General features: G+C 68.9%; 22 protein-coding genes and 2 pseudogenes. 18 read left to right on the top strand and 6 right to left on the bottom strand.

The window, feature by feature from the left end; translation table 11 throughout:
* Nucleotides 1-39 precede the first annotated feature (39 nt).
* Complete coding sequence (locus tag OHB00_RS07280) at nucleotides 40-369, top strand: NIPSNAP family protein (RefSeq protein ID WP_406432431.1); 330 nt, start codon at nucleotides 40-42, stop codon at nucleotides 367-369.
* A gap of 520 nt (nucleotides 370-889) precedes the next feature.
* Here OHB00_RS07280 and OHB00_RS07275 read toward each other — a convergent pair.
* Nucleotides 890-1,513: a TetR/AcrR family transcriptional regulator gene (locus OHB00_RS07275; RefSeq protein ID WP_406432429.1), complete on the bottom strand. Its 624-nt coding sequence runs from the start codon at nucleotides 1,511-1,513 to the stop codon at nucleotides 890-892.
* Between the two features lie 256 nt (nucleotides 1,514-1,769).
* Between OHB00_RS07275 and OHB00_RS07270 the strand changes: the two genes are divergently transcribed.
* From OHB00_RS07270 to OHB00_RS07250, 5 genes are all read left to right on the top strand, one after another.
* Entirely contained in the window at nucleotides 1,770-4,991 is a 3,222-nt protein-coding gene (locus OHB00_RS07270; RefSeq protein WP_406432427.1) for a bifunctional cytochrome P450/NADPH--P450 reductase, read from the top strand.
* Between the two features lie 154 nt (nucleotides 4,992-5,145).
* Nucleotides 5,146-6,192: a zinc-binding dehydrogenase gene (locus OHB00_RS07265; RefSeq protein ID WP_406432425.1), complete on the top strand. Its 1,047-nt coding sequence runs from the start codon at nucleotides 5,146-5,148 to the stop codon at nucleotides 6,190-6,192.
* A 109-nt stretch (nucleotides 6,193-6,301) separates the two neighbouring features.
* The gene (locus OHB00_RS07260) at nucleotides 6,302-6,952 is read left to right on the top strand and encodes a TetR/AcrR family transcriptional regulator (protein WP_406432423.1); all 651 of its coding nucleotides are present in this window, start codon (nucleotides 6,302-6,304) and stop codon (nucleotides 6,950-6,952) included.
* Between the two features lie 140 nt (nucleotides 6,953-7,092).
* Nucleotides 7,093-7,797 carry a hypothetical protein gene (locus OHB00_RS07255; RefSeq protein ID WP_406432421.1) on the top strand — a complete coding sequence of 235 codons (705 nt, stop codon included), beginning with the start codon at nucleotides 7,093-7,095 and terminating at the stop codon, nucleotides 7,795-7,797.
* A 320-nt stretch (nucleotides 7,798-8,117) separates the two neighbouring features.
* Complete coding sequence (locus OHB00_RS07250; protein ID WP_406432419.1) at nucleotides 8,118-8,606, top strand: flavin reductase family protein; 489 nt, start codon at nucleotides 8,118-8,120, stop codon at nucleotides 8,604-8,606.
* Nucleotides 8,607-8,754: 148 nt separating this feature from the next.
* Here the strand turns inward: OHB00_RS07250 and OHB00_RS07245 are convergent, their stop codons facing one another.
* A complete protein-coding gene (locus OHB00_RS07245; RefSeq protein WP_406432417.1) occupies nucleotides 8,755-8,910 on the bottom strand; it encodes a hypothetical protein in 156 nt (51 codons plus the stop codon).
* Between the two features lie 873 nt (nucleotides 8,911-9,783).
* Between OHB00_RS07245 and OHB00_RS07240 the strand changes: the two genes are divergently transcribed.
* The 11 genes and pseudogenes from OHB00_RS07240 to OHB00_RS07190 all read left to right on the top strand — a co-directional run bounded on the left by OHB00_RS07240 (nucleotide 9,784) and on the right by OHB00_RS07190 (nucleotide 18,405).
* Nucleotides 9,784-10,383 carry a TetR/AcrR family transcriptional regulator gene (locus OHB00_RS07240; protein WP_406432415.1) on the top strand — a complete coding sequence of 200 codons (600 nt, stop codon included), beginning with the start codon at nucleotides 9,784-9,786 and terminating at the stop codon, nucleotides 10,381-10,383.
* A gap of 190 nt (nucleotides 10,384-10,573) precedes the next feature.
* Nucleotides 10,574-12,799, top strand: a complete 2,226-nt coding sequence (locus OHB00_RS07235; protein ID WP_406432413.1) for an MMPL family transporter — start codon at nucleotides 10,574-10,576, stop codon at nucleotides 12,797-12,799.
* A gap of 84 nt (nucleotides 12,800-12,883) precedes the next feature.
* Entirely contained in the window at nucleotides 12,884-13,057 is a 174-nt protein-coding gene (locus OHB00_RS07230; protein ID WP_406432411.1) for a hypothetical protein, read from the top strand.
* A 420-nt stretch (nucleotides 13,058-13,477) separates the two neighbouring features.
* Nucleotides 13,478-13,705 (top strand): hypothetical protein, encoded by a 228-nt coding sequence (locus tag OHB00_RS07225; RefSeq protein WP_406432409.1) that lies wholly within the window; start codon nucleotides 13,478-13,480, stop codon nucleotides 13,703-13,705.
* A 202-nt stretch (nucleotides 13,706-13,907) separates the two neighbouring features.
* The gene (locus OHB00_RS07220) at nucleotides 13,908-14,621 is read left to right on the top strand and encodes a response regulator transcription factor (protein ID WP_406432407.1); all 714 of its coding nucleotides are present in this window, start codon (nucleotides 13,908-13,910) and stop codon (nucleotides 14,619-14,621) included.
* The gene (locus OHB00_RS07215; protein ID WP_406432405.1) at nucleotides 14,618-14,842 is read left to right on the top strand and encodes a hypothetical protein; all 225 of its coding nucleotides are present in this window, start codon (nucleotides 14,618-14,620) and stop codon (nucleotides 14,840-14,842) included. Before OHB00_RS07220 ends, OHB00_RS07215 begins: the two co-directional genes overlap by 4 nt.
* A gap of 521 nt (nucleotides 14,843-15,363) precedes the next feature.
* Nucleotides 15,364-15,597, top strand: a pseudogene (locus OHB00_RS07210) (2,3-dihydroxybiphenyl 1,2-dioxygenase); the annotation flags it as partial.
* A 24-nt stretch (nucleotides 15,598-15,621) separates the two neighbouring features.
* A pseudogene (locus OHB00_RS07205) lies at nucleotides 15,622-15,801 on the top strand (invasion protein); the annotation flags it as partial.
* Between the two features lie 22 nt (nucleotides 15,802-15,823).
* Complete coding sequence (locus tag OHB00_RS07200; protein WP_406432403.1) at nucleotides 15,824-17,008, top strand: cytochrome P450; 1,185 nt, start codon at nucleotides 15,824-15,826, stop codon at nucleotides 17,006-17,008.
* A gap of 48 nt (nucleotides 17,009-17,056) precedes the next feature.
* Entirely contained in the window at nucleotides 17,057-17,254 is a 198-nt protein-coding gene (locus OHB00_RS07195; RefSeq protein ID WP_406432401.1) for a ferredoxin, read from the top strand.
* Nucleotides 17,251-18,405, top strand: a complete 1,155-nt coding sequence (locus tag OHB00_RS07190; RefSeq protein ID WP_406432399.1) for an NAD(P)/FAD-dependent oxidoreductase — start codon at nucleotides 17,251-17,253, stop codon at nucleotides 18,403-18,405. Before OHB00_RS07195 ends, OHB00_RS07190 begins: the two co-directional genes overlap by 4 nt.
* 370 nt (nucleotides 18,406-18,775) lie before the next feature.
* Here OHB00_RS07190 and OHB00_RS07185 read toward each other — a convergent pair whose 3' ends face one another.
* The 3 genes from OHB00_RS07185 to OHB00_RS07175 form a co-directional block, all read right to left on the bottom strand.
* Complete coding sequence (locus OHB00_RS07185; protein ID WP_406432397.1) at nucleotides 18,776-18,955, bottom strand: carotenoid oxygenase family protein; 180 nt, start codon at nucleotides 18,953-18,955, stop codon at nucleotides 18,776-18,778.
* 104 nt (nucleotides 18,956-19,059) lie between these two features.
* Nucleotides 19,060-20,523, bottom strand: a complete 1,464-nt coding sequence (locus OHB00_RS07180; protein ID WP_406432395.1) for a benzaldehyde dehydrogenase — start codon at nucleotides 20,521-20,523, stop codon at nucleotides 19,060-19,062.
* Between the two features lie 585 nt (nucleotides 20,524-21,108).
* Entirely contained in the window at nucleotides 21,109-21,369 is a 261-nt protein-coding gene (locus tag OHB00_RS07175; RefSeq protein ID WP_406432393.1) for a hypothetical protein, read from the bottom strand.
* 324 nt (nucleotides 21,370-21,693) lie between these two features.
* Here OHB00_RS07175 and OHB00_RS07170 point away from each other — a divergent pair, with 324 nt between their 5' ends.
* Entirely contained in the window at nucleotides 21,694-22,419 is a 726-nt protein-coding gene (locus tag OHB00_RS07170) for an alpha/beta fold hydrolase (protein ID WP_406445643.1), read from the top strand.
* Nucleotides 22,420-22,862: 443 nt separating this feature from the next.
* On the opposite strand, the gene OHB00_RS07165 is transcribed toward OHB00_RS07170, so the two are convergent.
* On the bottom strand, nucleotides 22,863-23,651 hold the full coding sequence (locus tag OHB00_RS07165) for an IclR family transcriptional regulator (protein ID WP_406432390.1): 789 nt from the start codon (nucleotides 23,649-23,651) through the stop codon (nucleotides 22,863-22,865).
* Nucleotides 23,652-23,666: the final 15 nt, after the last annotated feature.

The raw sequence follows: 23,666 nt of genomic DNA, 5'->3' as shown, positions 1-23,666 counted from the left end.
CGCCGACCCTCCGTGCTCAGCAGAAAAGGAACACATGTCATGCCCCAGTACCAGCTTCGTGTCTACACTCTGCGCAGCGCCGACGCGCTCTCCGCCTACGAGAAGATCTGGGCCAACCACATTCCCGGTATGGCCAAGCACCGGATCACCACACACGGCGTCTGGACGGTGCCCACGGCGCCCGGAAACGGGACTTTTCAGCTGTACGCCCTCGTTTCCTACAGGGACACCGACGACGGGCAGGAGCGGCTGGAGGCGTACCTGTCGAGCCTTGAATTCCGCGCGGACATGGAGGGCTTCGACATCAGCCACATCGTCGGCGTCGACCAGACCCCGCTGACGCCCACCGCGTACTCGCCCTTGCGCTGACGACCCGAGCGTCGCGCTGTCCGCCGCCACCGTGGCGGCGATCCGTGAGCCGGTGGCTTCACCCCGCCCGTGGCCGGGCCTGTTCCGCCTCGCGGGTCAGGGGGCGGAACAGGGCCTTCGAACCCACCGGCGCCGCCGTCGCGGCCAGGGGCGCCTTCCCTGGAGTGCGGGCTGAGGTCAGTGACAGCGACGTGCACCGCATCGGCCGTACGCCAAGGCTGAGGATGTATCGGCCACCGCTATGGCGCAGGGCGTTGATGGCGAGCGTGAAGACCGCAAGCGCGAGTCGAAGGCCTGGGCGGCATCACGGGCGCGAGCGACGTTGAAGGTGCTGCCGCCCTCGGCAGCCACCGGAGGCCCACGCGCCTGCGTGCGCATCGCCTCCATGCCGCTCATGCGCTACCGCCCTGACCGGCTTTCGGAGGGATCGGCGGCTCCCTGTGCGTCGCGGTGTCGTACCGCGGCCTGAACCCGTCCATCCCTGGACGCGCCCGGGCCGCGACACCCTGGCGCCACGGACTCAGCGACCGGCGCCGTTACGACCGGCGGCGAACCGGCCCTCCAGTCCCGTGATGAGCGTGTCGATCGCCAGCCGGAACATGTGGTCCTGATCAGGGCCTGTACGGTCCGGGTCCGTGGCCTCGTCCGTGCCGGCACCGGCGCCGGGGAACTTGAGGCTCGCCCACTGCTGGAGCAAGCCGTTGAGTTCGGCGCTCAGGACACCCATGACGACGGCGACCGTGAGAGCGGCGATCTCCGGGACCTCCGGCTGCGACACCCCGGCAGCGGCCACGATCGCGGTGAGCGCGGTCCAGAACGGGTCGTCGGGCTGGACGAAGTCCGGCTGGCTGAAGGAGTAGGCCATCAGCTTCGGGTGACGGTGCGCCAGCGTCCGGAAGTCCGTGGCGAGCAGACGGATGCGCTCCTGCCAGGGAGCGTTGTGAAGCGTCACGGTGCGGAACTGGGCGCCGACCATTCTCGCCACGCCGCGCAGCACGGCTTCCTTGTTCGGCACGTGGTGGTACAGCGACATCGGGTTCGCGTCGAGCGCGGTGGCGAGTCTGCGCATGGTGAGCGCCTCGACCCCGTCCTCGTCGATGAGCCGAAGGGCGGCGGCATGGATCCCGGCCTCGGTCAGAGGCACGTCTCTTTTCCTCGTGCCCCGCGGGGGACGCTTCGTCTGCTTTTCCATACCCCGTACGGTACCAGTTTCATACATCGTACGGAAATGACCCCGATTGCGGCGGCGGAGTGGAGGGGCGGGGGTTGCGTCGAGTTTCCGTACGCCGTACGGTACCAATTCCATACGGCGTATGTTTCCTTGCGGCGCCACTGCATTGACCAGCGCTACGCGCCCTTGCCCATCACCTCAGCCCCCCCTCCACGCAGAGGAGCAAGTCATGACCACGCACTCCGCGAACGACCTTCGCCCCGTCCGGTCCCCGCGCGGGATCCCGCTGCTCGGCCACACGCCGCAGATCCCCGACACCAACCCGGTGGAGTACTTCAACGAGCTGTCCAAGCAGTTCCCCGAGGGCATCTACGGCATGGACATCGCCGGCATCCAGCAGGTCTTCGTCTACGACCCCGACCTGGTGGCCGAGGTCTGCGACGAGACGCGGTTCTTCAAGCAGATCGAGAAGACGCCGCTGAGCCATGTACGGGACTACGCGGGGGCGGGCCTGTTCACGGCCCACCAGCACGAAGAGGAATGGGCCATGGCCCACCGGATCCTGCTGCCGGCCTTCAGCCAGCGGGCCATGAAGACCTACTTCGGTCAGATGCTGGAGATCGCCCAGAACCTGGTCGGCAAGTGGGAGAGCCGGGAGGGCCGGCCGGTCGCCGTCACCGACGACTACACCAGGCTCACACTGGACACCATCGCCCTGTCCGGTTTCGGCTACCGCTTCCGGTCCTTCGGCAAGGAGGAGCTGCACCCCTTCCTCAACTCGCTGCTGGAGGCGCTGATCGAGTCGATGCGGCGCTCCCAGGAGCTGCCGATGATGACCAAGCTCCGCAAGGCGGACGACAGGAAGTACCGCGCGAACATCCAGCTGATGCGCGACCTGGTCGAGAGCGTGATCAAGGAGCGCCGTGAGGGAAAGGGCACCGGCGAGGAGGACCTGCTCGGCCTGATGCTGGAGGCCACCGACCCGGAGACCGGCAAGCTGCTGGCCGACGACAACGTCCGCGATCAGGTGGTGACCTTCCTGATCGCCGGTCACGAGACCACCAGCGGCCTGCTGTCGTTCGCCACGTACTCGCTCATGCGCAACCCGCACGTCCTGGCGCAGGCATACGCCGAGGTCGACCGCCTGCTGCCCGGTGACACGGTTCCGGACTACGACACGATCATGCAGCTCGACGTGATCCCGCGGATCCTGGAGGAGACCCTGCGCCTGTGGGCTCCCATCCCGCTGATCGCCAAGGCACCCATCGACGACACCGTCATCGGCGACCGGTACGAGCTGAAGAAGGGAACCAGGGCCAACATCCTCATGGGCGCGCTGCACTCCCACCCCACGGCGTGGGACCGGCCGGAGGAGTTCGACATCGACCGGTGGCTGCCGGAGAACCGCGCCGAGCAGCACCCGCACGCCTACAAGCCGTTCGGCAACGGCGTGCGTGCCTGCATCGGCCGCCAGTTCGCGCTCACCGAGGCCCGCCTGGCGCTGGCGCTGGTGCTGCAGAAGTTCAGGTTCTCCGACACCACCGACTACAAGATGGACGTCCGCGAGGCCCTGACCCGTAAGCCCGGCGACTTCCAGCTGGTCGTCCGCAGGCGTCAGGAGCACCAGAGGACCGTCTTCGGCGCCGCCGACCTGCAGACCGGTGACACGCAGGCGCAGACAGCGGTCAGCGGCGTCGGGGTGAACCTGACCGTCGCCTACGGCTCCAGCCTCGGCTCCTGCGAGGACCTGGCGCGCACCATCGCCGACCGCGGTGAGCGCTCCGGCTTCGGCACCACGTTGATGAGCCTGGACGAGCTGGGCGACAACCTGCCCACCGAGGGCCTGCTCGCCGTCGTCGCCGCCAGCTACAACGGCAAGGCGCCCGACAACGCCCAGCGCTTCGACGACCTGCTCGCCGCCGGACTGCCGGAGGGTGCGCTGTCGAATGTGCGGTTCGCGCTGCTGGGCGCCGGCAACACCCAGTGGGTGGCCACCTTCCAGGCATTCCCCAAGCGGATCGAGGAAGGTCTGCTGGCCGCGGGCGCCATCCCGGTCGTGGAGCGTGGCATCGCGGACGCCGCCGGTGACTTCGACGGCATGGCGAGTCGTTGGACGGACACCCTGTGGGCCACCCTGGCCGAGGAGTACGCCGCCGACACCTCCGCGGCGAGCGGCCCGCGCTACGAGGTCCAGCTGCTCACCGAGTCCGACGTGCGTCCCGCCATCGTGTCCGAGCAGGCGTACCCGCTCACGGTGGTGGCCAACGAGGAGCTCGTGGCGGACGCGACCGGCCTGTGGGACTTCAGCGTCGAGCCGCCGCGCCCGTCCGCGAAGTCCATCACCTTCGAGCTGCCCGACGGCGTCAGCTACGACACCGGCAACCACCTGGCCGTCTTCGCCAAGAACGAACTCGCCCTGGTGGAGCGCGCACTGAGGCGGCTTGGTGTCGAGTACGACCAGGTGCTCCGGCTGGAGCAGCCCGGCGGCGGCCGCACCCACCTGCCGGTCGGCACTCCGGTCACCGCCGGCATCCTGCTCACCGAGTTCCTGGAACTGCAGGACGTGGCCACCCGCTCCCAGATCCAGACCCTGTCCGAGTACACCCAGTGCCCCTGGACCCGGCCGCAGCTGCAGGCGTACACCGCCGAGACGGAGGAGGCCGAGGAGCGCTACAGCAAGGAGATCCTCGGCAAGCGGGTCTCGGTGCTGGGCCTCCTGGAGCGCTTCGAGGCGGTCGAGCTGCCGCTGGCGGTCTTCCTGGAGATGACGGGCCCGATCCGCCCCCGCTTCTACTCCATCTCCTCCGCCCCGTCGGCCAACCCGCGCCATGTGCGCCTGACCGTCGGCCTGCTGGAGGGCCCGGCCCTGTCCGGCGACGGCCAGTACCGCGGCACCTGCTCCTCCTACATCGCCGGCCTCGAACCCGGAGACGTCGTCCACGGCTACGTCCGCGTGCCCTCCCCGGCCTTCGCCCCGCCCGCCGACCCCGCCACGCCGCTGATCCTCATCGGCCCCGGCACCGGCATCGCGCCGCTGCGCGGCTTCCTGGAGGAGCGGGCCTGGCAGCACGCCAACGGCACCGAGGTCGGCCTGTCGCAGGTCTTCGTCGGCTGCCGCCACCCGGAGCACGACTACTTCTACCGTCAGCAGATGCAGGACTGGGAGCAGGCCGGGATCGCGCACGTCCACACCGCGTTCTCCGCGGTGACCGGCCACCCGGCCCGGTTCGTGCAGAACGCCATCGCCCATGCCGCCGACACGGTGTGGCAAGCCATCGAAGACGGCGCGTACGTCTACGTCTGCGGGGACGGCCGCCGTATGGCCCCCGCCGTCCGCGAGGCCCTCGCCGCCATCCACCGCCAGAAGACCGGCAGTGACGACGAGACCGCCCAGCAGTGGCTCGCCCAGCTGGAGGCGGAGGAGCGCTACCAGCAGGACGTCTTCGCCTGACCCACGCACGGCGTCAAGGCGCGTGCCCCCCAGCCGCCGGGAGGCGTGCGGCATCCCCCGCCGCCCGCCGCCCGGCCACCGCAAGCCCTCAGACACCACACGGCACCCGTGTCCCGAACCACCGGGCGGTGCCGCTCAGAGAAAGCAGGTCGTCATGGACACCATGCTCGCCGGACGCTTCCACCTGGACAGCAAGAAGTTCGCCGTGGAGGAGGTCCCCATCCCCGTGCCGGGCCCGGGCGAGGTCCTCATCGAGGTGAAGGCCGCGGGCGTCTGCCTGTCGGACGTCCACCTCCTCGACGGCTCCCTCGTCCCGCTGTTCGCCACCTCCGACACCGTCACCGTCGGCCACGAGGTCGCCGGTGTGGTCCACACCCTCGGCCCCGATCTCAGGCGCGGCCTGACCATCGGCACCGGCGTCACCCTGGAGGCCGGCAAGACCTGCGGCAAGTGCGCCGGATGCGTGCGCCGCCGCCCCTGCACCCAGATGCTCACCGCCGGCATCGACTACGACGGCGGCTGGGCCGAGTACGTGACAGCCCGCGAGGACACCCTCATCCCCATCCCGGACAGCCTCCCCTTCGACCAGGCGGCGATCATCCCCGACGCGGTCTCCACCCCCTACGCCGCCGTCGTCACCACCGCGGGCGTCCGTCCCGCCCAGTCCGTGGGCGTGTGGGGCGTGGGCGGAGTCGGCGCGCACAACGTACGCCTCGCCCGCCTGGTCGGCGCCGCGCCGATCATCGCCGTGGACCCGCTGCCCAGCGCCCGCGAGCGCGCCCTCGCCTTCGGTGCGGACCACGCCCTGGACCCGGCCGCCCCCGACTTCGCCGACCAGGTCCGCGCGGCCACCGAAGGACGGGGCCTGGACTTCGCCTTCGACTGCGCCGGCGTACCCGCCGTCCGCGAGCAGGCAGCTTCCGTGCTCGGCCTGGGCGGCTCCCTGATCCTGGTGGGCATCACCCCGAGGCCGCTCACCATCACCGAGGGTCTGACCTTCAACTACCTGCAGAAGCAGGTGCGCGGTCACTACGGCGGCACCCCGGAGTCGGTCTCCGAGCTCGTGCGGCTGACCGCGGCCGGCCGCCTCGACCTGGCCCCCTCCATCACGGATCACATCCCGCTCATCGACGCGGCCGACGCGGTCAACCGTCTGGAGAACAAGATCGGCGACCCGATCCGCCTCATCCTCGTCCCCTGAACCCCCGCCGGCAGGACACCAAGCCACCTCGGGAAGGGGTGAGTGGGCTCCGGTGCTTGAGGGAGCGCCGGAGCCCACGCTTCTCCGGCAACCGTGGAGAGAGGCAGCCATGCAGACGACCGACCGCCCGGGCCGCACTCCGCAGCGCAGGGACGCTCACTCCAACCACAGACGCATCCTCGCGACCGCCCGGCAGCAACTGCGGGACGACCCGGACACGTCTCTTGACAGCATCGCCAAGGCGGCCGGCGTCGCCCGGCGCACCCTCTACGGACACTTCCCCAGCCGGGAGGCCCTGGTCGCCGAGCTGACGCAGGGAGCAGAACAAGCGCTGCAGCGGGCGTTCGCCGCAGTTCGCATCCCGGATGCCGATCCTGTCGAGGCGACGGCGCGCATGGTGCTGGCGGCATGGGCGATGGGTGACCAGTACCGCATGCTCATCGCCCTGGGACGCCGCCACCCACAGGAGACAGCGATCCGCGCCACGCTGGCACCCGCCCGCGAAGAGGCCGTCGCGAACATCCGACGTGGTCAACACCAAGGCGTGTTCGCAGACCATGTCCCGGCCCCCGTCCTCGCCCAGGCGCTGGAAGCACTGACGCTGGCCCTCGCCGAGGAGAACGCCGCGAACAGGTGGACGGACCCCACGGGCGTGGCCGCGGCCACCGCCTGCCTCGTCGCCGCCGGCGTGGCACCACAGGCGGCTGCGTTCCAGGTGCAGGACGTTGTCAGGCGGCTTCGGGCAGCGGTCGTCGTGTGACCTCATGGGCGCCGTCCGGGGCGAGGCCGAGCCCCAGCTCGTGCTCCTTGCCGGTCTCGGCTCGTCAGCTGCTGCGCGCAGGCGGCGGACGCCCCTGAGTCCTGTGAGCGAGCCCACGCCGTCGCTGGCACACTGAATGTGTGGTTCCGCTGACGGCCGCGACCGATCAGGCCGCGTCCTCATCACTCACAGGCGCCGGCGTGGTGTCGACCTGCGCATTGCTCTTCACCGTCGCGTCGTTCTGGTGGCTCAACGCCAGGCAAGGGCACCTGAGGACGTGGGAACCTCACGCCTTCGCCGCGATCGTCCACTCTTCCACGGCCCGCCTGCGGCTCCCGCTCGTCCTTCACAACACCGGCCCCAAACCGATCGTCGTGCAGGACCTCCTGCTGACCTTCCCTGACGAGCCCGCTTCCCACCTGCCGCTGCTGTGGGTGTCCTCACCGTCCCGACTCCAGCCGGGGCCGGACGAGGACGCGAAACTGCCCGCCGGCTTCGTCGTTCCCGGCAGACAAGCGCAACAACTCTTCATCGAGTTCGAGGCACCCTTCTCCGGGTTCCTCCCGGAAGCCCGTGACTACAAGGTCCAGCTGCAAGCGAGGGTCGGCCACCGCAAGGGGTGGCGCCGCCTGCTGACGTTCACCCTGCGGGCCGCCAACATCGTCGACCCGGATCGCTACAACGTCTACAACAACGCACCGGTCGAACTGACGAAGGAAGACCGGAAGAGAGCAGACGCTGCGCTGCTGGAGCTGTTGGACGAGCATGGGGACGCCTCCGCCACCGGCGGCAGGAACCAGCAGGACCCACCAGACGATGAGGGCGACACCGGCGCGAAGCGCTAGAGCCCGGCTTCACGCCATCCTGATCGGCTGCCGTGTTCCCCCTCCGGCCCTGGGCCCTCCGGCGCCTGCTGGGGGGCGTCAAGAAACCATTCGATCGGCGGGGGGGCGTCGACGGCTGTGTCGGTGTGTCGGAGGACGTCGTGGGTCGGGTACTTTGCGGTCGACGCCGGGGTTGTGCTCAGCTGGACTGGCGTGCGCGGCGCTCCGCCGGTGAACAGTGGCGTCCCGGCGCCCGGATCGACGGGCGCGTGGACCAGCCGGCAGCGGAAGCTTCGAAGTCCTGCCCGGCAGCCGACATCTTGAGCCAGGAGCCGAGTACCGTGACCGACCTCGATCCGTTCTCCGACCTGCTTGACTATCCGTTGTACGTCGTGACCGCGGAGGCCGCCGGTGAGCGGGCGGGCTGTCTGGTCGGATTCGGCTCGCAGTGTTCGATCAGGCCGCCCCGGTTCATGGTCTGGCTGTCCAGGGCCAATCGGACGTTCCGGGTGGCCGAGCAGGCCGAACGGCTCACGGTTCATCTGCTCCGAGGGGACCAGGACCGGTTGGCCCGGCTCTTCGGCGGCGAGACCGGCGATCACATCGACAAGTTCGCCGACGTCCCATGGCACCCAGGGCCAGGCGGATCTCCCGTCCTCGACGAAGCTCCTGCCTGGTTCGTCGGTCGCGTGCAGGACCGGATCGACGGCGGCGACCATGTCGGTTTCCTGCTGGCCCCGGAGACGGTGAGCAGCGTCGCGGGCAGCCGGACCACTCCACTGTCCCTGAACGACGCGCTGGACATCACGCCTGGCCATCCCGTGAACTGATCTCCTCGTTTCCGATGCCGGCCACAGCACATGGAGTGCGTCAGCGTCGGGTGATCCGTGGGATGGCGTCGTCGACGATCAGTCCGACGGGCCTGGGGATCACTCCGGGCGTCCGTCCACCGCTGGCGACGCCGGCGCGGGGCACCCGTCAGCCGCGGCGCAGCATCATGACGACCGCGACGATGACGATGATGAGGACGATGGTTCCCAGACCTATGTACATGACGGTTTCCTTCCCCAGGTGATCGGCACCACCAGCGGTGGCGTGCAGATCGAGTGCCCCTCCGTACGGGCGGCGCAGCACGGTCCAGCGGTTCCTTTGCCCAGCCGTGACCACCCGGTGGTGGTCGTCCGTTTCTCGGACTGTGGGGGAGCGGGAGCCGGGTCTCATCGCGAACCGTCGCGAGGACGAGGTCAGGGCTGTCCGCGGCCCCCTACGGGAGGCGGCTCCGGCCCACCGAAAACGGCCCTGCCCTGACGGTCGGTGAGTGCGATCACCCAGAACGCCGCCTGTCGCCGTCGTCCGGCGGTGGACCGCACCATCCCACCTGCCGGATCCGATGCTCATAGTCGTTCGGTCGCCATCGGCTGGGCGCGGGCTGTTTCCCCGACTCGTCGAGGAGGGCGGCGTCAGGCGCTCTCGCCCGGTGCCGGTGCCGGTGCCGGCGCCGTGGGGCCCGGCGGGCTGGTGCGGAGCATGGCCCTGAAGAGGGCGTCACGACGAGGCAAGACTGCACGAGCTGCCGCTTCGGCGTCGATTGCGTGGGTCTTGCCGTGACGCCGTCGGGCGGCCTTGTCGGGCTGATCGACCTCGGTCACCTCGATACCTTCGGCCCGCAGATGCCGGGCCAGGGCGGCTCCGTAAGAGCCGGTGCACTTCACGACGCCAAGACCGACGGCAGACAGACCTTCCTCACCCCGGAAGGACTCGGCGGCGTACGCCGCCACTACGACATCAGCCGCCCCAGCGAGTCGGCCTGGCGAGCCTGGGGCGGATATCCGAGCGAACCGACGCGGACTCGGGGCTCCTTGGTTGCATCATGTGCAAGGTTGCATCGACTGCAATGTTGGGGGTACCGTCGTGGTGTACGAAACGGTTTCGTTTGGATCCGTGGTCTGGGCTCCGCGCTGTCGGGCTGTCCGGGCCGGTTTCTCGTGTGAGAGAGAGGAGTGTGGGATGACTGAGACCGCAACGGCGCGAAGCAGTCGACTCACGCCCGAGCGTGAGGCGGATCTGTACAGGGCCGTGCTCGACCGGCTCCGGCAAGTCGGTTACGAGGCCCTGACCATGGACGCCGTCGCCGCCCTCACCCGCTCCAGCAAGGCCACCCTCTACCGCCAGTGGGGTGGCAAGGCCGAACTGGTGGCGAAAGCGATGCGGTTCAGCAAGCCGGGCGGCATCGCCGACGTCGACACCGGCTCGTTGCGGGGTGATCTCCACGCACTCGCCCAGCGCGTGGACGACTGCGCAATGGAACAGCACTCCGCGCTGATGCGGGGCCTGTTCATGGTGGTGCACACGAATCCCGAACTCCTCCGGGCCTTCCGGGAGTTCCTGGTCGATCCGGAGACGGCGGACTTCCGCCAGGTGGTGCAGTGTGCCATCGACCGCGGAGAGGTCCGTGCGGACAATCCGGCGATCGAGTACGTGCCGCACATGATGCTCGGTTCTTACGTCACCCGGATGCTGCTCGACGAACTGCCACCGACGCAGGAGTTCCTCCTTTCGTACATCGACGCCGTGGTCCTCCCCGCCCTCGGCGTGCCAACGCGGTGAAAGACAGCACGGTCACTGCCTGACCGGCAGCTGAGCACCACCTGACGCGACTGCTCACGTCGTCGGGCGGACCAGTTTTCTGTACGGAGGGCCGATCGACCCTGCCTCCCCGTGGGCCGATCAGTCCTGCCCTTGTACGGGCTGGTCCATCCTGCCTTGCTCATCCTCGACCTGATCGGGAGTACGTCCCGTGGCTACCTTCCTGTACAAACTCGGCCGATTCGCCTTCCGGCGACGGCACTTCATCGCCCTGTTCTGGGCGGCCCTGCTGGCCGCCGCCTGCGTCGCGGCCTTCAACGCGCCCGCCGCGGGTGCATCGTCCTACTCGATCCCCGGCATCGAGTCCCAGAAGGCCTATGACCTGCTGGCGCAGCGCTCGCCAGGCTCTGACGCCGACGGAGGGAGTGCCAACGTCGTCTTCAAGGCTTCCGCGGGCGAGAAGATGACGGACGCCGACAACAAGACGCTCGTCGAGCAGACCGTGAAGAAACTCGGCACGGGCCCCGAGGTCGCTTCCGTCACCGACCCGTTCACGCAGCACAACGCGGTGAGCAAGGACGGGACGATCGCCTACGCGCAGGTGAAGTACACCGCCCCGGCCAAGGAACTGAAGGACTCCACCAAGGACTTCCTGAAGAAGACGGTGGAAAAGTCCCGGGACTCCGGGGTGACCGTCGAGATCGGCGGTGACGTGCTCGACGACTCGCCCTCGTCGGGTGCCGGAGAGCTCATCGGTGTCGCCGTCGCCGCGGTCGTCCTCGTCATCACGCTGGGCTCGCTGGTTGCGGCCGGGCTGCCGCTGCTGACCGCCCTCATCGGGGTGGGTATCGGCTACGCGGGCATCACGGCCCTCGCCAACGCGCTCGACCTCGGGGACACCACCTCCATCCTGGCCATGATGATCGGCCTCGCCGTCGGTATCGACTACGCCCTGTTCATCCTCTCCCGCTACCGGTCCGAACTGGCCGAGGGCCGCGAACGCGAGGACGCGGTCGGACGGGCCACGGGCACGGCGGGCTCGGCAGTGGTCTTCGCCGGGCTGACGGTCGTGATCGCACTCGTCGGCCTCTGGATCGTCGACGTCCCGGTGCTGACCAAGATGGGTTTCGCGGCGGCGTGCACGGTCGTGCTCGCGGTGCTGATCGCCCTCACGATGATCCCCGCGATGATCGGCTACGTGGGCCGGAGGATCCAGCCGACGGGCAAGAAGAGCAAGCGGTTCGGTGGCAGGAAGGCGCGGGAGAACACCGAGGGCAAGCCCAACATGGGCACCCGCTGGGGAAGCTTCGTCGTCCGCCGTCCCGCCGCCGTCCTGGTGCTGGGCGTGGTCGCCCTGGGGGCCATGGCCATCCCGGTGACCCAGCTGAACCTCGGGCTGGGCGACGACAGCACGAAGCCGGCGTCCACGACGCAGCGAAAGGCCTACGACCTCCTCTCGGAAGGCTTCGGCCCCGGCTTCAACGGCCCGCTGATGATCGTCGTCGACACGAAGGACAGCAGTGCCCCGAAGGCGGCCGCCACCACGGTGGCCGACGAGGTCAAGGGCCTGAAGGACGTCGCGACGGTCACCCCCGCGATGTTCAACAAGGCCGGCGACACGGCGACGATCACCGTCATACCGGACTCCAAGCCGTCCTCGACGAAGACCGAGGACCTGGTGCACGACATCCGTGACAAGGCCGACGGCATCAGGGCCGACACGGACGCCCGGGTGCTGGTCACCGGCACGACGGCGATGAACATCGACTTCTCGCAGAAGCTGAGCGACGCGCTGATCCCCTACCTGGCGCTGGTGGTCGGCCTGGCCTTCCTGCTCCTGATGGTGGTCTTCCGCTCGATCCTGGTGCCGTTGAAGGCGGCCCTCGGGTTCCTGCTGTCGGTGCTGGCCGCACTGGGCGCCGTGGTCGCGGTCTTCCAGTGGGGCTGGCTGGCCGGTCTGCTCGGTGTCGAGGAAACCGGCCCGATCATGTCGCTGGTGCCGATCTTCATGATCGGCGTGATCTTCGGCCTGGCGATGGACTACGAGGTGTTCCTCGTGACCCGGATGCGCGAGGCCTACGTCCACGGCGAGGAGCCCAAGCAGGCCGTGGTGACCGGCTTCAAGCACAGCGCACGCGTGGTCACGGCCGCCGCGATCATCATGATGTCCGTCTTCTCCGGCTTCATCAGCTCCAGCGAGTCCATGATCAAGATGATGGGCCTCGGGCTGGCGGCCGCGGTCTTCTTCGACGCGTTCATCGTCCGCATGGCCATCGTCCCGGCCGTCCTCGCACTGCTCGGGAAGAGCGCCTGGTGGCTGCCGAAGTGGCTGGACCGCGCGCTGCCCAACGTGGACGTCGAGGGCGCAGGCCTGCGCACACAGGGCAACGACAGCGGCGCGGATCCGGACGAGGAGCGGGCGCTGGCACGCGTCTGACACGACGGCGTCGAAGCAGACCAGCCGGTGAGGGCTCCGTGAAAACGGGGTGCCCTCACCGGCTTCCTCCACACCGTTGGCAGTGTGTGCCGGAGGACGGGTCTGACCGCTCTCCCCGCCGTCGCCACCCTCACCTGCGCCGGCAAGCGCAACACCGGCACCGCCATCGACATCCCTGCCTTCGTGGCAGGTGCGAGCGAGTACCTGGAGGTCGGACCGCTGAGCAGGGCGGCGAGATACGGGGAGCCGATCCGGTAGACGCCCGCGCGGTCCACGGTGAGCCGCGTACCGTCACCGAGGTCGGCTGGAACACCCGGACGACCCATTCCGCGGCGCCGGCGCGGATGACGGTGGCGAGCCGGGACACCAGCGGTACGGCTTTGTTTCCAAGTTCAGTGAGGTTCTGGGAAGTTCCTGGGAAAAAGTCCATCCCTTCGGCCATGGGCCTCCGTGATCTGCATCGTTTCTCTCCGCTTCTCAGAAGCCTCTCAGAACCTCTCGGGAACGTCGTACCCGGAACCGCCAGCGTGTGCGGCGTCCCCAGGGCACGCGGCGCCGTTACTCCCCCGATCGGCGCCGCGTGCTTCCCGCTCGACGAGCGAAGCGGAGCGTTTCCTGCATGGTTGCCACCACATCCCGGGGTCACGCTGGTCGGCACCGTCGCGCTGTGGTTCGTGTTTGCGGCACGCAGTCGTCACAGCGGTCGTCCTGGGCATGGCTGCCTGGCTGGTGGGTGCGTCCGGGCATTTCGGCGTCAGCGTGCTCGGCAGCGAAATGGGAGGAATGCGGGCCGAGCTGAGCGGCGGCGTGCTGCGGACGGTCGTCTTCGGGCTGCTGGTCGGCGCGCTGGCCGGGAGCGCTGGAAGCCTGCTGTCCGCGGTTCGCGGTGGCCGCTCGTCGCGTTGACAGAATGACTTTGTACGGTGAAGACAGCGCGCTTGCGAAGTCTGCCCGGCAGGATTCCCGCTGCCGTGGGCCGCGCTTTCTGCCATGACCCTCGTCTCCCGGTGAGCCGGAAGAGAGTTCCCCGCTCGCCTGGAGGTTTGCTTTGACAGCTGTTGAGCCCTCTGCCCTGCCTGGTACGGGTGGCGAAACTGAACTCGACGCGATGGCCGTCACCGGCGTGAACCTTCTGGTCGTGGAGGACGAACCCACCGTGCGGGAACTGCTGTGCGCGGCGCTTCGGCACGCCGGTTTCACCGTCGCCTCGGCCGGGACGGGCCAGGAGGCCCTGGACCGGGCGCGGGAGACCTCGCCGGATCTGGTCCTGCTGGATGTGATGCTCCCCGACCTGGACGGCTTCGAGGTGATCCGCCGGCTGCGCGAGCTGCACCGCGCGGCCGCAGCGTGTCGTACTGGACACATCCCAGTCGTGTTTCTCACCGCCAGGGACGCGACCCAGGACAAGATCGAAGGGCTGGGACTGGGCGGCGACGACTACGTGACAAAGCCGTTCGACCTCCAGGAGCTGATCGCCCGCATCCGTGCAGTGCTGCGCCGCACCAGCGGCGACCCCACTGCACTGCTGCGCGTGGCCGACCTGGAGCTGAACGCCGATGGTGTCCAGGCGACTCGCGCGGGTGAGCCCTTGCGCCTGTCACCCACCGAATTCCGGCTGCTGCACTACCTGATGACGAATGCCGGACGCACGGTCTCCAAGCCGCAGATCCTCGGGCGCGTATGGAACTACGACTTCAACGGCGACACCGGGATCGTCGACACCTACATCAGCTATCTGCGCCGCAAGATCGACAACGGCGGTCCCAGGCTCATCCACACCGTGCACAGTGTGGGCTACGTGCTACGCGGACCGAAGCCGTGACCGGGCCCCGCCGTGTCCGTGCGCTGTGGGCGCGCGCGTCCCTCCGCAGCCGGGTGCTGCTGCTGGCCGTCGCCTTGTCGGCGGCCGGGTTCACGGCGTTCGCCCTGCTCACCGGCAGCGCCCTGCGCGGTTACATGGAGGACCGCGTCGATGTCCAACTCCGTGCCACCGCACAGGTGTTCGCCGCGTTGCCGCCAAGGGCCGCAGAGCAGGGCGCCTAGCAGAGGCCGTCCGCAGGACTGCCGGACTCAAGCACGGACGTCCTCAGCGACACCGTCATCACGTATCTCGCGAAGGACGGCACCAGCGGGAGCAGCATCCACTCCCTCGCAGTGGCGAACCGGGCGCGGAACACGGGCGGACCGGCCCTGCCCCGGCTGGAGACGGCCGCGGTCGCCGCCCGCGGCGGCCGACCGTTCACCGTCGCCAGCAGGGCGACGCACGCTGGCGGGTGATCGCTGTGCCCCGAGTGACGCCCGCCGAACTACCCGGGACGACTCTGACGGCGTGGGGAGCCCGGCAGCCTGACCACGGGCCTCGGTCTGCTTGCGGTCCTCGCGGTCGCGGGCTGGCCAGCAGCTCGGCAGAGGTGACTCGTAGGTACCGGGCGAACGCGTGGCGGCGTCGACGTGCCGACAGCAGTTCTGATGAAGCTGTCAGTTTTCCTGGGGATTGCCATTGACGACTTATTCAGCAGGATTGATGATGTCATCAATCGATCTGTGTTTTCTCGGAGGGCATCATGTCCAGAACCGGCGTCGGCGAGGTCGAACGCACGCGCCTCAAGACGCCCCGGCAAGATCTCCGGAGCGAGAGTGGCGCCCTGCGCAGCGAGCGCCTCGGGTGCTGCGCGAATCCGGTGATCAAGGTGGCGGACCTGGTGTGGCTGGACTTCGAGAAGCCGGACCTGGGCCGGCCCGAGGTGTCCGCGTGGTACTTCGGTTTCGTGATCGCCGCCCGCACCGAGTCGGAGCTGTGACGACGAGGTGCCGGGGCAGCCGGCGTTTCGCTGGGTCTGGCCGTACCCGTACTCGGCATCCTGGCCGCTGCCGGGTCGTTGCTCCTGATGGCCGGACCGGTGATCACCCACGGGCGCAAGGGCGACGGCATCCGTGGCATGGCTCCCGCGCTCGCCTGCGCCGTGCTCGTCGTCTGTCTCGCAGCCCTGATCGCCATGTGAATCACCTCGGAATGGACCTGTGATGCCTGCCCGCACTGACGTCCCCGTCTACCGCGCCGACATCTACTCGGCCGCGGCGATCCGCGACACCCACACCCACTACGCCGCGCTTCGCGCCCTCGGCCCCATAGCGTGGCTGAACAAGCACAAGGTCTACGCCCTGCCGCGCTACGCCGAATGCAAGGCCGTCCTCCTCGACGAAGAAACCTTCATCTCTGGCGAGGGAGTCGCCCTCAATCCCCTCGCCAACCGCGTGGGACGAGGCACCACCCTCTTCAGCGACGGTGAGGACCACTCCCGCCGCCGCGGCCAGGTCGCTCACCGGCTCACTCCCAGGGCACTGCGCGCGATGACGGCCACTGTGGAGGGGCAGGCTGCCGCCATTGTCGAGGCCGCGGTCGCCGCCCGGAACATCGACGGCGTGGGACTCGCCGCGGCCCTGCCCATGTCCGTCGTCCCCGACCTCATCGGCTGGCCCGAGGAGGGCCGTGAGCACCTGCTGCGCTGGGCCGGCGCCGCCTTCGACAGCCTTGGCCCGCTCAACCGCCAGTCGGTGCGTACCCTTCCCTCGTCTCTCGGCATGATGCGCTACGCCCGCCGTGTCGTCCGCGATCGATCCGTACTGGACGGCAGCATGGGCCACGATCTGGTCTGTGCGGCCGACGAGGGCCGTGTCCCGCGCGCCGAGTGCGCCACGATGATGATCGACTACCTCGCGCCGTCCCTTGACACCACAATCAGCGCCATCTCCAGCGCTCTGTACCTCTTCGCCACCCACCCCGAACAGTGGAACCTGCTGAAGGCGGACCCGAGCCTCATCCCCAACGCGGTCAACGAGGTCGTCCGTTACGAGTCCCCGATCCGGGCCTTCTCCCGCAGCGTCGCCCGCGACACGGAACTCGCGGGCACCCCACTTCCCAAGAGCTCCCGGGTACTGGTCGTCTACGGTTCCGCCAACCGCGACCCGCTGGAATGGGACGAGCCGGAGACCTTCGACATCCGCCGCGACGCATCCCGTCAACTCGGCTTCGGACAGGGCACCCACGGTTGCGCCGGACAAGGCCTGGCCCGCATGGAGACCTCAGCGATGCTCCGAGCCCTGGTCAACCGCGTCGAGCGGATCGAGTCGACCGGCACGCCCGAATGGGCTCTCAACAACCTCATCCACCGCTACGAGTACCTCCCGCTCGCGCTCATTCCCGCCTAGGCGGCTGCCCGTTCCTCCGGTCACAACCCCTTGTCCAAGGACACCACCATGAAGATCTCCGTCGACTACGCCCGCTGCGAAGGACACGGCTTGTGCGCGGACCAGGCCCCGCACGTTTTCAGCCTGGACGGCGAAGCCGAACTCATCTATCGCTTCGACGGCGCCGATGTACCCGACGAGCACCGGTCAGCAGCTCGGACCGCCGTCAATGTGTGTCCCGTCGCCGCACTGCGGGTGGTGTCGTGACGGCCCCTTCGGTGCTCATCGTCGGGGAGTCGCTTGCCGGCACGACCGCTGCACGAGAACTGCGGACGCTGGGCCACGCCGGCCCGGTCACGGTCATCGGCGCCGAAGGGCACGGGGCCTATTCCAGGCCGCCGCTGTCCAAGGCCGTCCTCAGGGGCCCCGGCGCCGACGACTCGCTGGTACAGGACATCGACGGGCTTGAGATCGGCATCGTCCGCTCAGCCGCCATCGCTGCGGACTTGAGCCGGCGCACCGTCATCACCACGGACGGGCGCGAATTCCGCTACGACGCACTGATCATCGCCACAGGTGCTGAGGCCCGTCGGCTCGCCGAACCCGGCCAACGCGGCGAACTGGTCCTGCGCACATTGGATGACGCCCGCCTGTTGCGCAGCCGTCTGGAAGCCGCCGCCTCCGCGATCGTGGTCGGTGCGGGCTTCCTGGGCATGGAGGTGGCCAGCGCGTGCGCGGCCCGTGGCATACCAGTCTGCATCGTGGACATCGACCGGCCTCTGGAGCGGCTCCTCGGTGGCTATCTGTCAGCTGCGATCACGGCGCGCGCCGAGGCGTACGGCATCCAGTGCGTGCGGACGTCCGGCCTCGCCATGCTGACGGGCGACCCCGTGCACGGGGTGACGCTGCCCGGTGGTACGGAGCTCACCGCCGACCTGGTGGTGACCTGCGCCGGGGAGACACCCTGCACGGGCTGGCTCGCGGGCACAGGTCTGGCCGATGAGCTGGGTGTCGGGATCGATCACACCTGCGCCACTCTGGTGCCGGGTGTGTTCGCCGCCGGCGACGTCACGTATCTCCGCGCCGACGACAGTGGCCCCGACCGGCGTGCGCCGTTCTGGTCCAACGCTGTCGCTCAGGGCAAGGTCGCTGCCGCCTCCGTCCTCGGACTTCCGCCCGCAGGACCGCCGCACGACGACTACTTCTGGACCGAGGTCGCCGGACTCACCCTCAAGGTCGTCGGCCCTCTGCCCCTCACTGCTGGACCCACCGCTGTGGAGGGCCGGATGGGCGAGGGGCGTGCCCTGCTCACCTGGAAGCATCCTGATGGCCGTTCGACCGTTGTCGCATACGGCATGCGCAAGTCTGTCACCGCACTCCGGGTCCGTGCCCTGGGCCAATCCGTCTCGACGCTGTGAGGCCACCGTGCCCTTTCTCCTGCTGATCGGGTGCCACGAGCCGACTACACCGTCCGCGCCGTCCGACGGTGCGCTCCCGAGGGCATCTCCCGGCACCAACTGCATGCCGAGCACTTTGCCTTCCGCTGACCGTCCACACTCCGGCGCCGACATCGATCACTCGCGGGTCGAAGCCGCAATCCCACCGGCCGCCCGTCCCATCGCCCCCCCCAGGGACCGGCGGACGGCTCAACCGGAATCGTCCGCGTGGCTCGGGCGACCGAATCCGTGTCCACGCCGACATGATCGACACCGCGACCTTGACCGGCCGGATCCGGCGCGGTGCCCTCGGTGACTGATGGGCACCGCCAAAACGTTCAATCGGGCCGGGCTACACCAGCCGCGCTACCGCCGTGAGGGTCGCGACAGCGCGGTCCAGGGTCGCGTGATCGGCCCAGTTGCCGTGGAAGCCGAAGGGGACGCGGCTGGGGAGCCTGACGCGGGCGAGCGGGGTGCGCCCCAGGTCGGTGGCATGGTCGATCAGGCCTGGGCCGGGGGTGACTGAGGTCATTGGAGTGCTCCGGGTGCGGGGTGGGAGCTTCGGTCTGCTGGAACGAGGGCCGCTTGCCGGGCGGCTCTCCCCATGGCCGGGCCGTGCGGCCAGGGCAGCCACGGTCAGAACGGATAAGCAGGTATCTCGCTTCGGACTGTGACCCACTGCTGCTCAGTGAAGGCTTCGAGGTTGGGGACGATGCCGCCGTGACGGGATCCGTTGCCGGAGTCGCCGACGCCACCGAACGGGACGGTCGCCTCGTCGTTCACGGTCTGATCGTTGATGTGCACCAGCCCGGTCGGGATTCGGTCGGCCAGCGCCAGGCCCTTACCGATGTCGCGGGTCAGGATGCCGAGGGAGAGGCCGTACTCGGTGTCGGCGGCCAGCCGAGCGGCCTCGTCGAGATCGTTGAAGGCCACCACGGGCGCAACGGGCCCGAAGATCTCCTCCGCGTAGGCGCGGGCGGTGAGCGGTACTTCGGCCAGGACCGTGGGCCGATAGAACAGGTCCTCGTGGGTGCCACCCGCGGCGAGCCGTGCGCCGGCGGCCAGAGTGGCGGAGACGATGGCGTGGGTGGCTTGCAGCTGATGCTGATCGATCATTGGGCCGAGGAAGACCTCGCCCTTCATCGGATCGCCCACGGGCGCCGCGTCGGCGCGCTCGGCGAGGCGGGCCGTGTACTCCTCGGCGATCGAGGCATGTACGAGATGGCGGCTGGAGGCCATACAGATCTGCCCGGAGTGGTGGAAAGAGCCGAACGCGCCAGCGGACACGGCCTTGTCCAGGTCGGCGTCGTCCAGGACGATCAGCGCCGAGTTGCCGCCCAGCTCCAGATGCACCCGCTTCAACCGCTGCGCGGCAGCCGTTGCGATCGCCTTACCCGCCCGCGTGGACCCCGTGAAAGCGATGACGGGCACGCGCGGGTCGTCCACCAGTGCGGCTCCGACGTCGGTGCCACCGGGCAGGACGTGCAGAACTCCCTCGGGAAGCCCCGCCTCCTCGAAGACACGCGCGATGATGACGCCGCCGCAGATCGAGGTGCGCGGATCGGGCTTGAGGACGACCGCGTTGCCGAGGGCCAGCGCCGGGGCCACCGCCCGCATGGCCAGCACCAACGGCGCGTTGAACGGGGAGATGACACCCACCACGCCCACCGGGCGTCGTCGCGAGAACGAGAGGCGGTCCTCGACCGAGCGGAGGACTTCGCCAAAGGGAGCCGCTGCGAGCGCCGAGGCCTCGTAGCACTCCTCGGCTGAACCGTGCGACGTCTGGAGCTCCGCGAACGGCCGCAGTGCGCCCGACTCGCGCACGACCCACTCCGCTATCTCCGCCTGGTGCCTCTCGAACAGGGCTGCGGCGCGCCGCAGGACCTGCGCCCGATCGACATACGGGAGCGCCGCCCACGCGCGCTGGGCCCGCACCGCGTGTGCCACGGCCCGGTCCAGATCGTCGGGCGTGGCTGCGCCGACACGGCCCAGCGTCTTGCCGGTCGCCGGCTCGACGGAGTCGTACGGCTCGCCCGAGCCCTTCGCCCACCCGCCGGAGAAGATCCGCCCCTGCCAATCGGCTGTGTTGAGAAAGGTCATGATGTTCCGTTCTGCATAGTCTGAATGTGAGGGTCGGCCATTGGCTGGCACTCCTGCGGGTTGAGTTGCTGGGGGCCCACGCCCAAGGCGCGCCTCGAACCACACGACTCAACCGAGTCGCCCCGCCTCTACCTGCAGGGCATCGACCCACCGGCCCAGCTCGTCGCTGGAAGAGGAACGGGATCCGCCGCGCTTCCGGGACCGGCATCACCTTCAGGGCCGTCAGGACCTGCTTGAGCGCCTGCACCGAGCGCGGGCCCACCGCCACACCGCCGGCAACTGGCGAACCCGGCCTGCTTGTACAGCCACTCCCGGTACACGTAGGAGATGGCGTTGAGCAGCGAGGCAGGCGGACCGTAGTTGTGCACTTGGTGGGCGCCGCAAACGTGGTGGGCGCTTGGACCGCTGCTGTCAGGTGGGGCCCGGGCCGCGGTCTCCTGAGGGCCCGCGTCTCGTCCTGTAGATCGCCCCGAGAGGTTCCTGTCCCCGCGCGCGGGCCAACCGGATTGCCATGGAAATCTCACCTTCACTGTCCCGTTAAGCAGGACTGACATTTTGATATCTAGGACGTTTCCTTGATGGGTGTCAGATGTCAAGAGGTGTGCCGGCGGGCCGGCGTTTCTTGGGCGCGCAGAGTTCGCTGACCGCGTGATCGCTCCCGTCGGCGGAGGTGCCCCAGCCGCGCACTTGGAACATGTCCAACCGATGCACGATGTTGTCACGGCCCATGATCGTATGGTCGCCGACTGGGCTGGCCTTGTTCCTCCGGTTCGAGATCGCAGGCGGGTGCCCACTGCGCTCCTTCCCGCGTGACTCCCAGCGGCGCGCGATGGTCGTGGCCTTCACGCCGTCTGCATGACTGTGAGCGTTGCAGACACTCCCAGTCATGCCATTGGGGACGAGAATTGCGACGAGCGTAGTATTTGCATTGCATGCAAGAAGCAGTAGGGTCTCGATGGTGGCTGGGCGGCTTCGGGCGTCCGCGGTGACGTCTGCCGGAGGTCGCAGTCGAGGTCGGCAGGCCGCTCTGGTCCTGGCGTCGGCCCCGGGCGCGCTCGGCTCCCTTCCCTCTCTGTGCGAGGGGGCGCATGTGTGACACGGGCAACATGTTCGGTCGGCATGCGCGTGGCCGTGCTCTTCTGCTTCTGCGAAGGGAAAATTGATCTACTTATGTCCACATTCCTGCTGGTGCACGGTGCTTGGCACAGCGGACGGTGCTGGGAGCGAGTGGTGCCGCTGCTGGAGGCTGCCGGACACCGGGTGTTCGCGCCGTCCCTGACCGGCTATGGCGACAAGGCGCACCTACTGGGTCCGGAAGTGGGGCTCGATACGCACGTCGACGACGTGGTCGGGCTCCTCACCGAGGGGGACCTCAGCGACGTCGTGCTCGTCGGCCACAGTTACGCGGGCCTGGTGATCTCCTCCGCGGCCAACCGGACCCCCGAACGCATCGCGCACCTGGTCTACCTCGACGCCATGGTCCCGGAGGACGGCGAGTCTGCGCTCGATGCCCAACCTGTCACGCGACAGCTGATGGAGCTCGCCGAGAAGTCAGAGAGCGGCTGGCGCGTGCCGCCGATGCCCGAGCAGCCCGCGCCTCTCGGCCTGTTCGGCGTCACCGACCCGGCGGACGTCGCCTGGCTGCGCGGGATGCTCTCGGACCATCCGGTGCGCTGTCTGCAGCAGCCGGTGCGGTTGGACAACCCGGCCGTGAACGCGATCCCGCGTACGCACATCCACAGTGTCGGCGCCGCGCCGGCGGGCGTCACCCGTCGTCCTGTCCTCCCGATCCAGCCCAATGGCACTGCCGCGCGGGTCTGGGAGCTGCCGACCGGCCACGACTGCATGATCACCATGCCGAGCGAACTCAGCGAACTGCTGCTCAAGCTCTCCTAGCCAGGGGCTGTCGTCCATGTGTCACGCCCACATCAGAAGCGGTGCGAGGGTGATGGTGGCCTCGTAGGACTCGGCGGATGTCAACGGCCATCGAGATACCCAACTGCTCTCTTCCCGGCAAGTGCTTCGGCGAGGCGGTGCGAGTCGCCGGTGGTCGTCTCGATCGAGGCGAGCATGGTGCGCGAGACGGTCGGTGCGGGCGCCGGCGAGGATCTTGGGCATGATCGTGTCGAGGCTGACGGGTGGATGCTGCGGGGGCAGGAGTGGACGGCCGCCGCGGAGGCAGCCGCCGACCCGGTCATGCTGACCACGGTCCTGGTGTCCGACGCGAGTGACACACCGGTGTGCGTCAGGAATGGCGGGGAACCCGTCACGCCGGGCAGGGTCGGCGATCCCCCCGACTGCCGCGGTCACCCGCCTGCGGTTCACCTCGACCGTCGGTGTCAGCCCCCGACGGCGATCAGCCGCTCGCTGATCTTCTGCGCCGTCTCTTGAACCTTCCGGGCGAACTCCGCCTCGGCCTCGGGGAACACCCGGGAGGCCAGGGCCGCGACACTCACCGCTGCCACGACCTGTTGCCGCTCGTCGCGGACGGGAGCGGCGATGCCCATCACGTCGGGGTCGAGCTCGCCCCGGGTGACCGAGTAGCCGGCGCGCCGGATGTGGTCCAGTCGCTTCATGAGGATGTCGACGTCCGTGAGAGTGGCAGGCGTGAAACGGTGCAGGCTTGCGGATTCAAGAAGCCGCCTGGCTTCCTCCTGGGGAAGCCAGGCCAGCAGAACCAACGCCGACGCGCCGGCGTTGAGGGGGAGGGTGCTGCCCCGCTCGTAGGAGATGCGCACGGCACGCGTGCCGGTCTGGGCCATGTCGACGCACACGACGAGCTCTCTGGTTCGCCTGGTGAGCAGAACCGTCTCGTGCACGTCCTCGGCGAGCTCCGTCATCACCGGGAGAGCCACCTCGGACAGGCCGTAGCTGCGTCGTGCGAGTCGGGCGATCTCCATGACGCGCAGTCCGAGACGGAATCCTCCTCCGGGTGCTTCTTCGAGGAAGCGGCTGCTCACGAGGCTCTGTAGATACCGGTAGGCGGTCGAGCGCGCCACGCCCAGCCGCTCGGCCACCGCACTACCGGAAACGACGAGCTGTGTGTCGGTGAACATGAGAAGGATGTCCAGGGCCCGGTCGGCCGTGGAATTGCGCTCGCGATAGCTGGGGGACGCGGATCCTGACATGTGAGACACCTTAGC

The sequence above is a fragment of the Streptomyces sp. NBC_00631 genome, from assembly GCF_045206895.1.
Taxonomy (GTDB): domain Bacteria; phylum Actinomycetota; class Actinomycetes; order Streptomycetales; family Streptomycetaceae; genus Streptomyces.
This window is presented reverse-complemented; position numbering and strand designations above follow the sequence as displayed.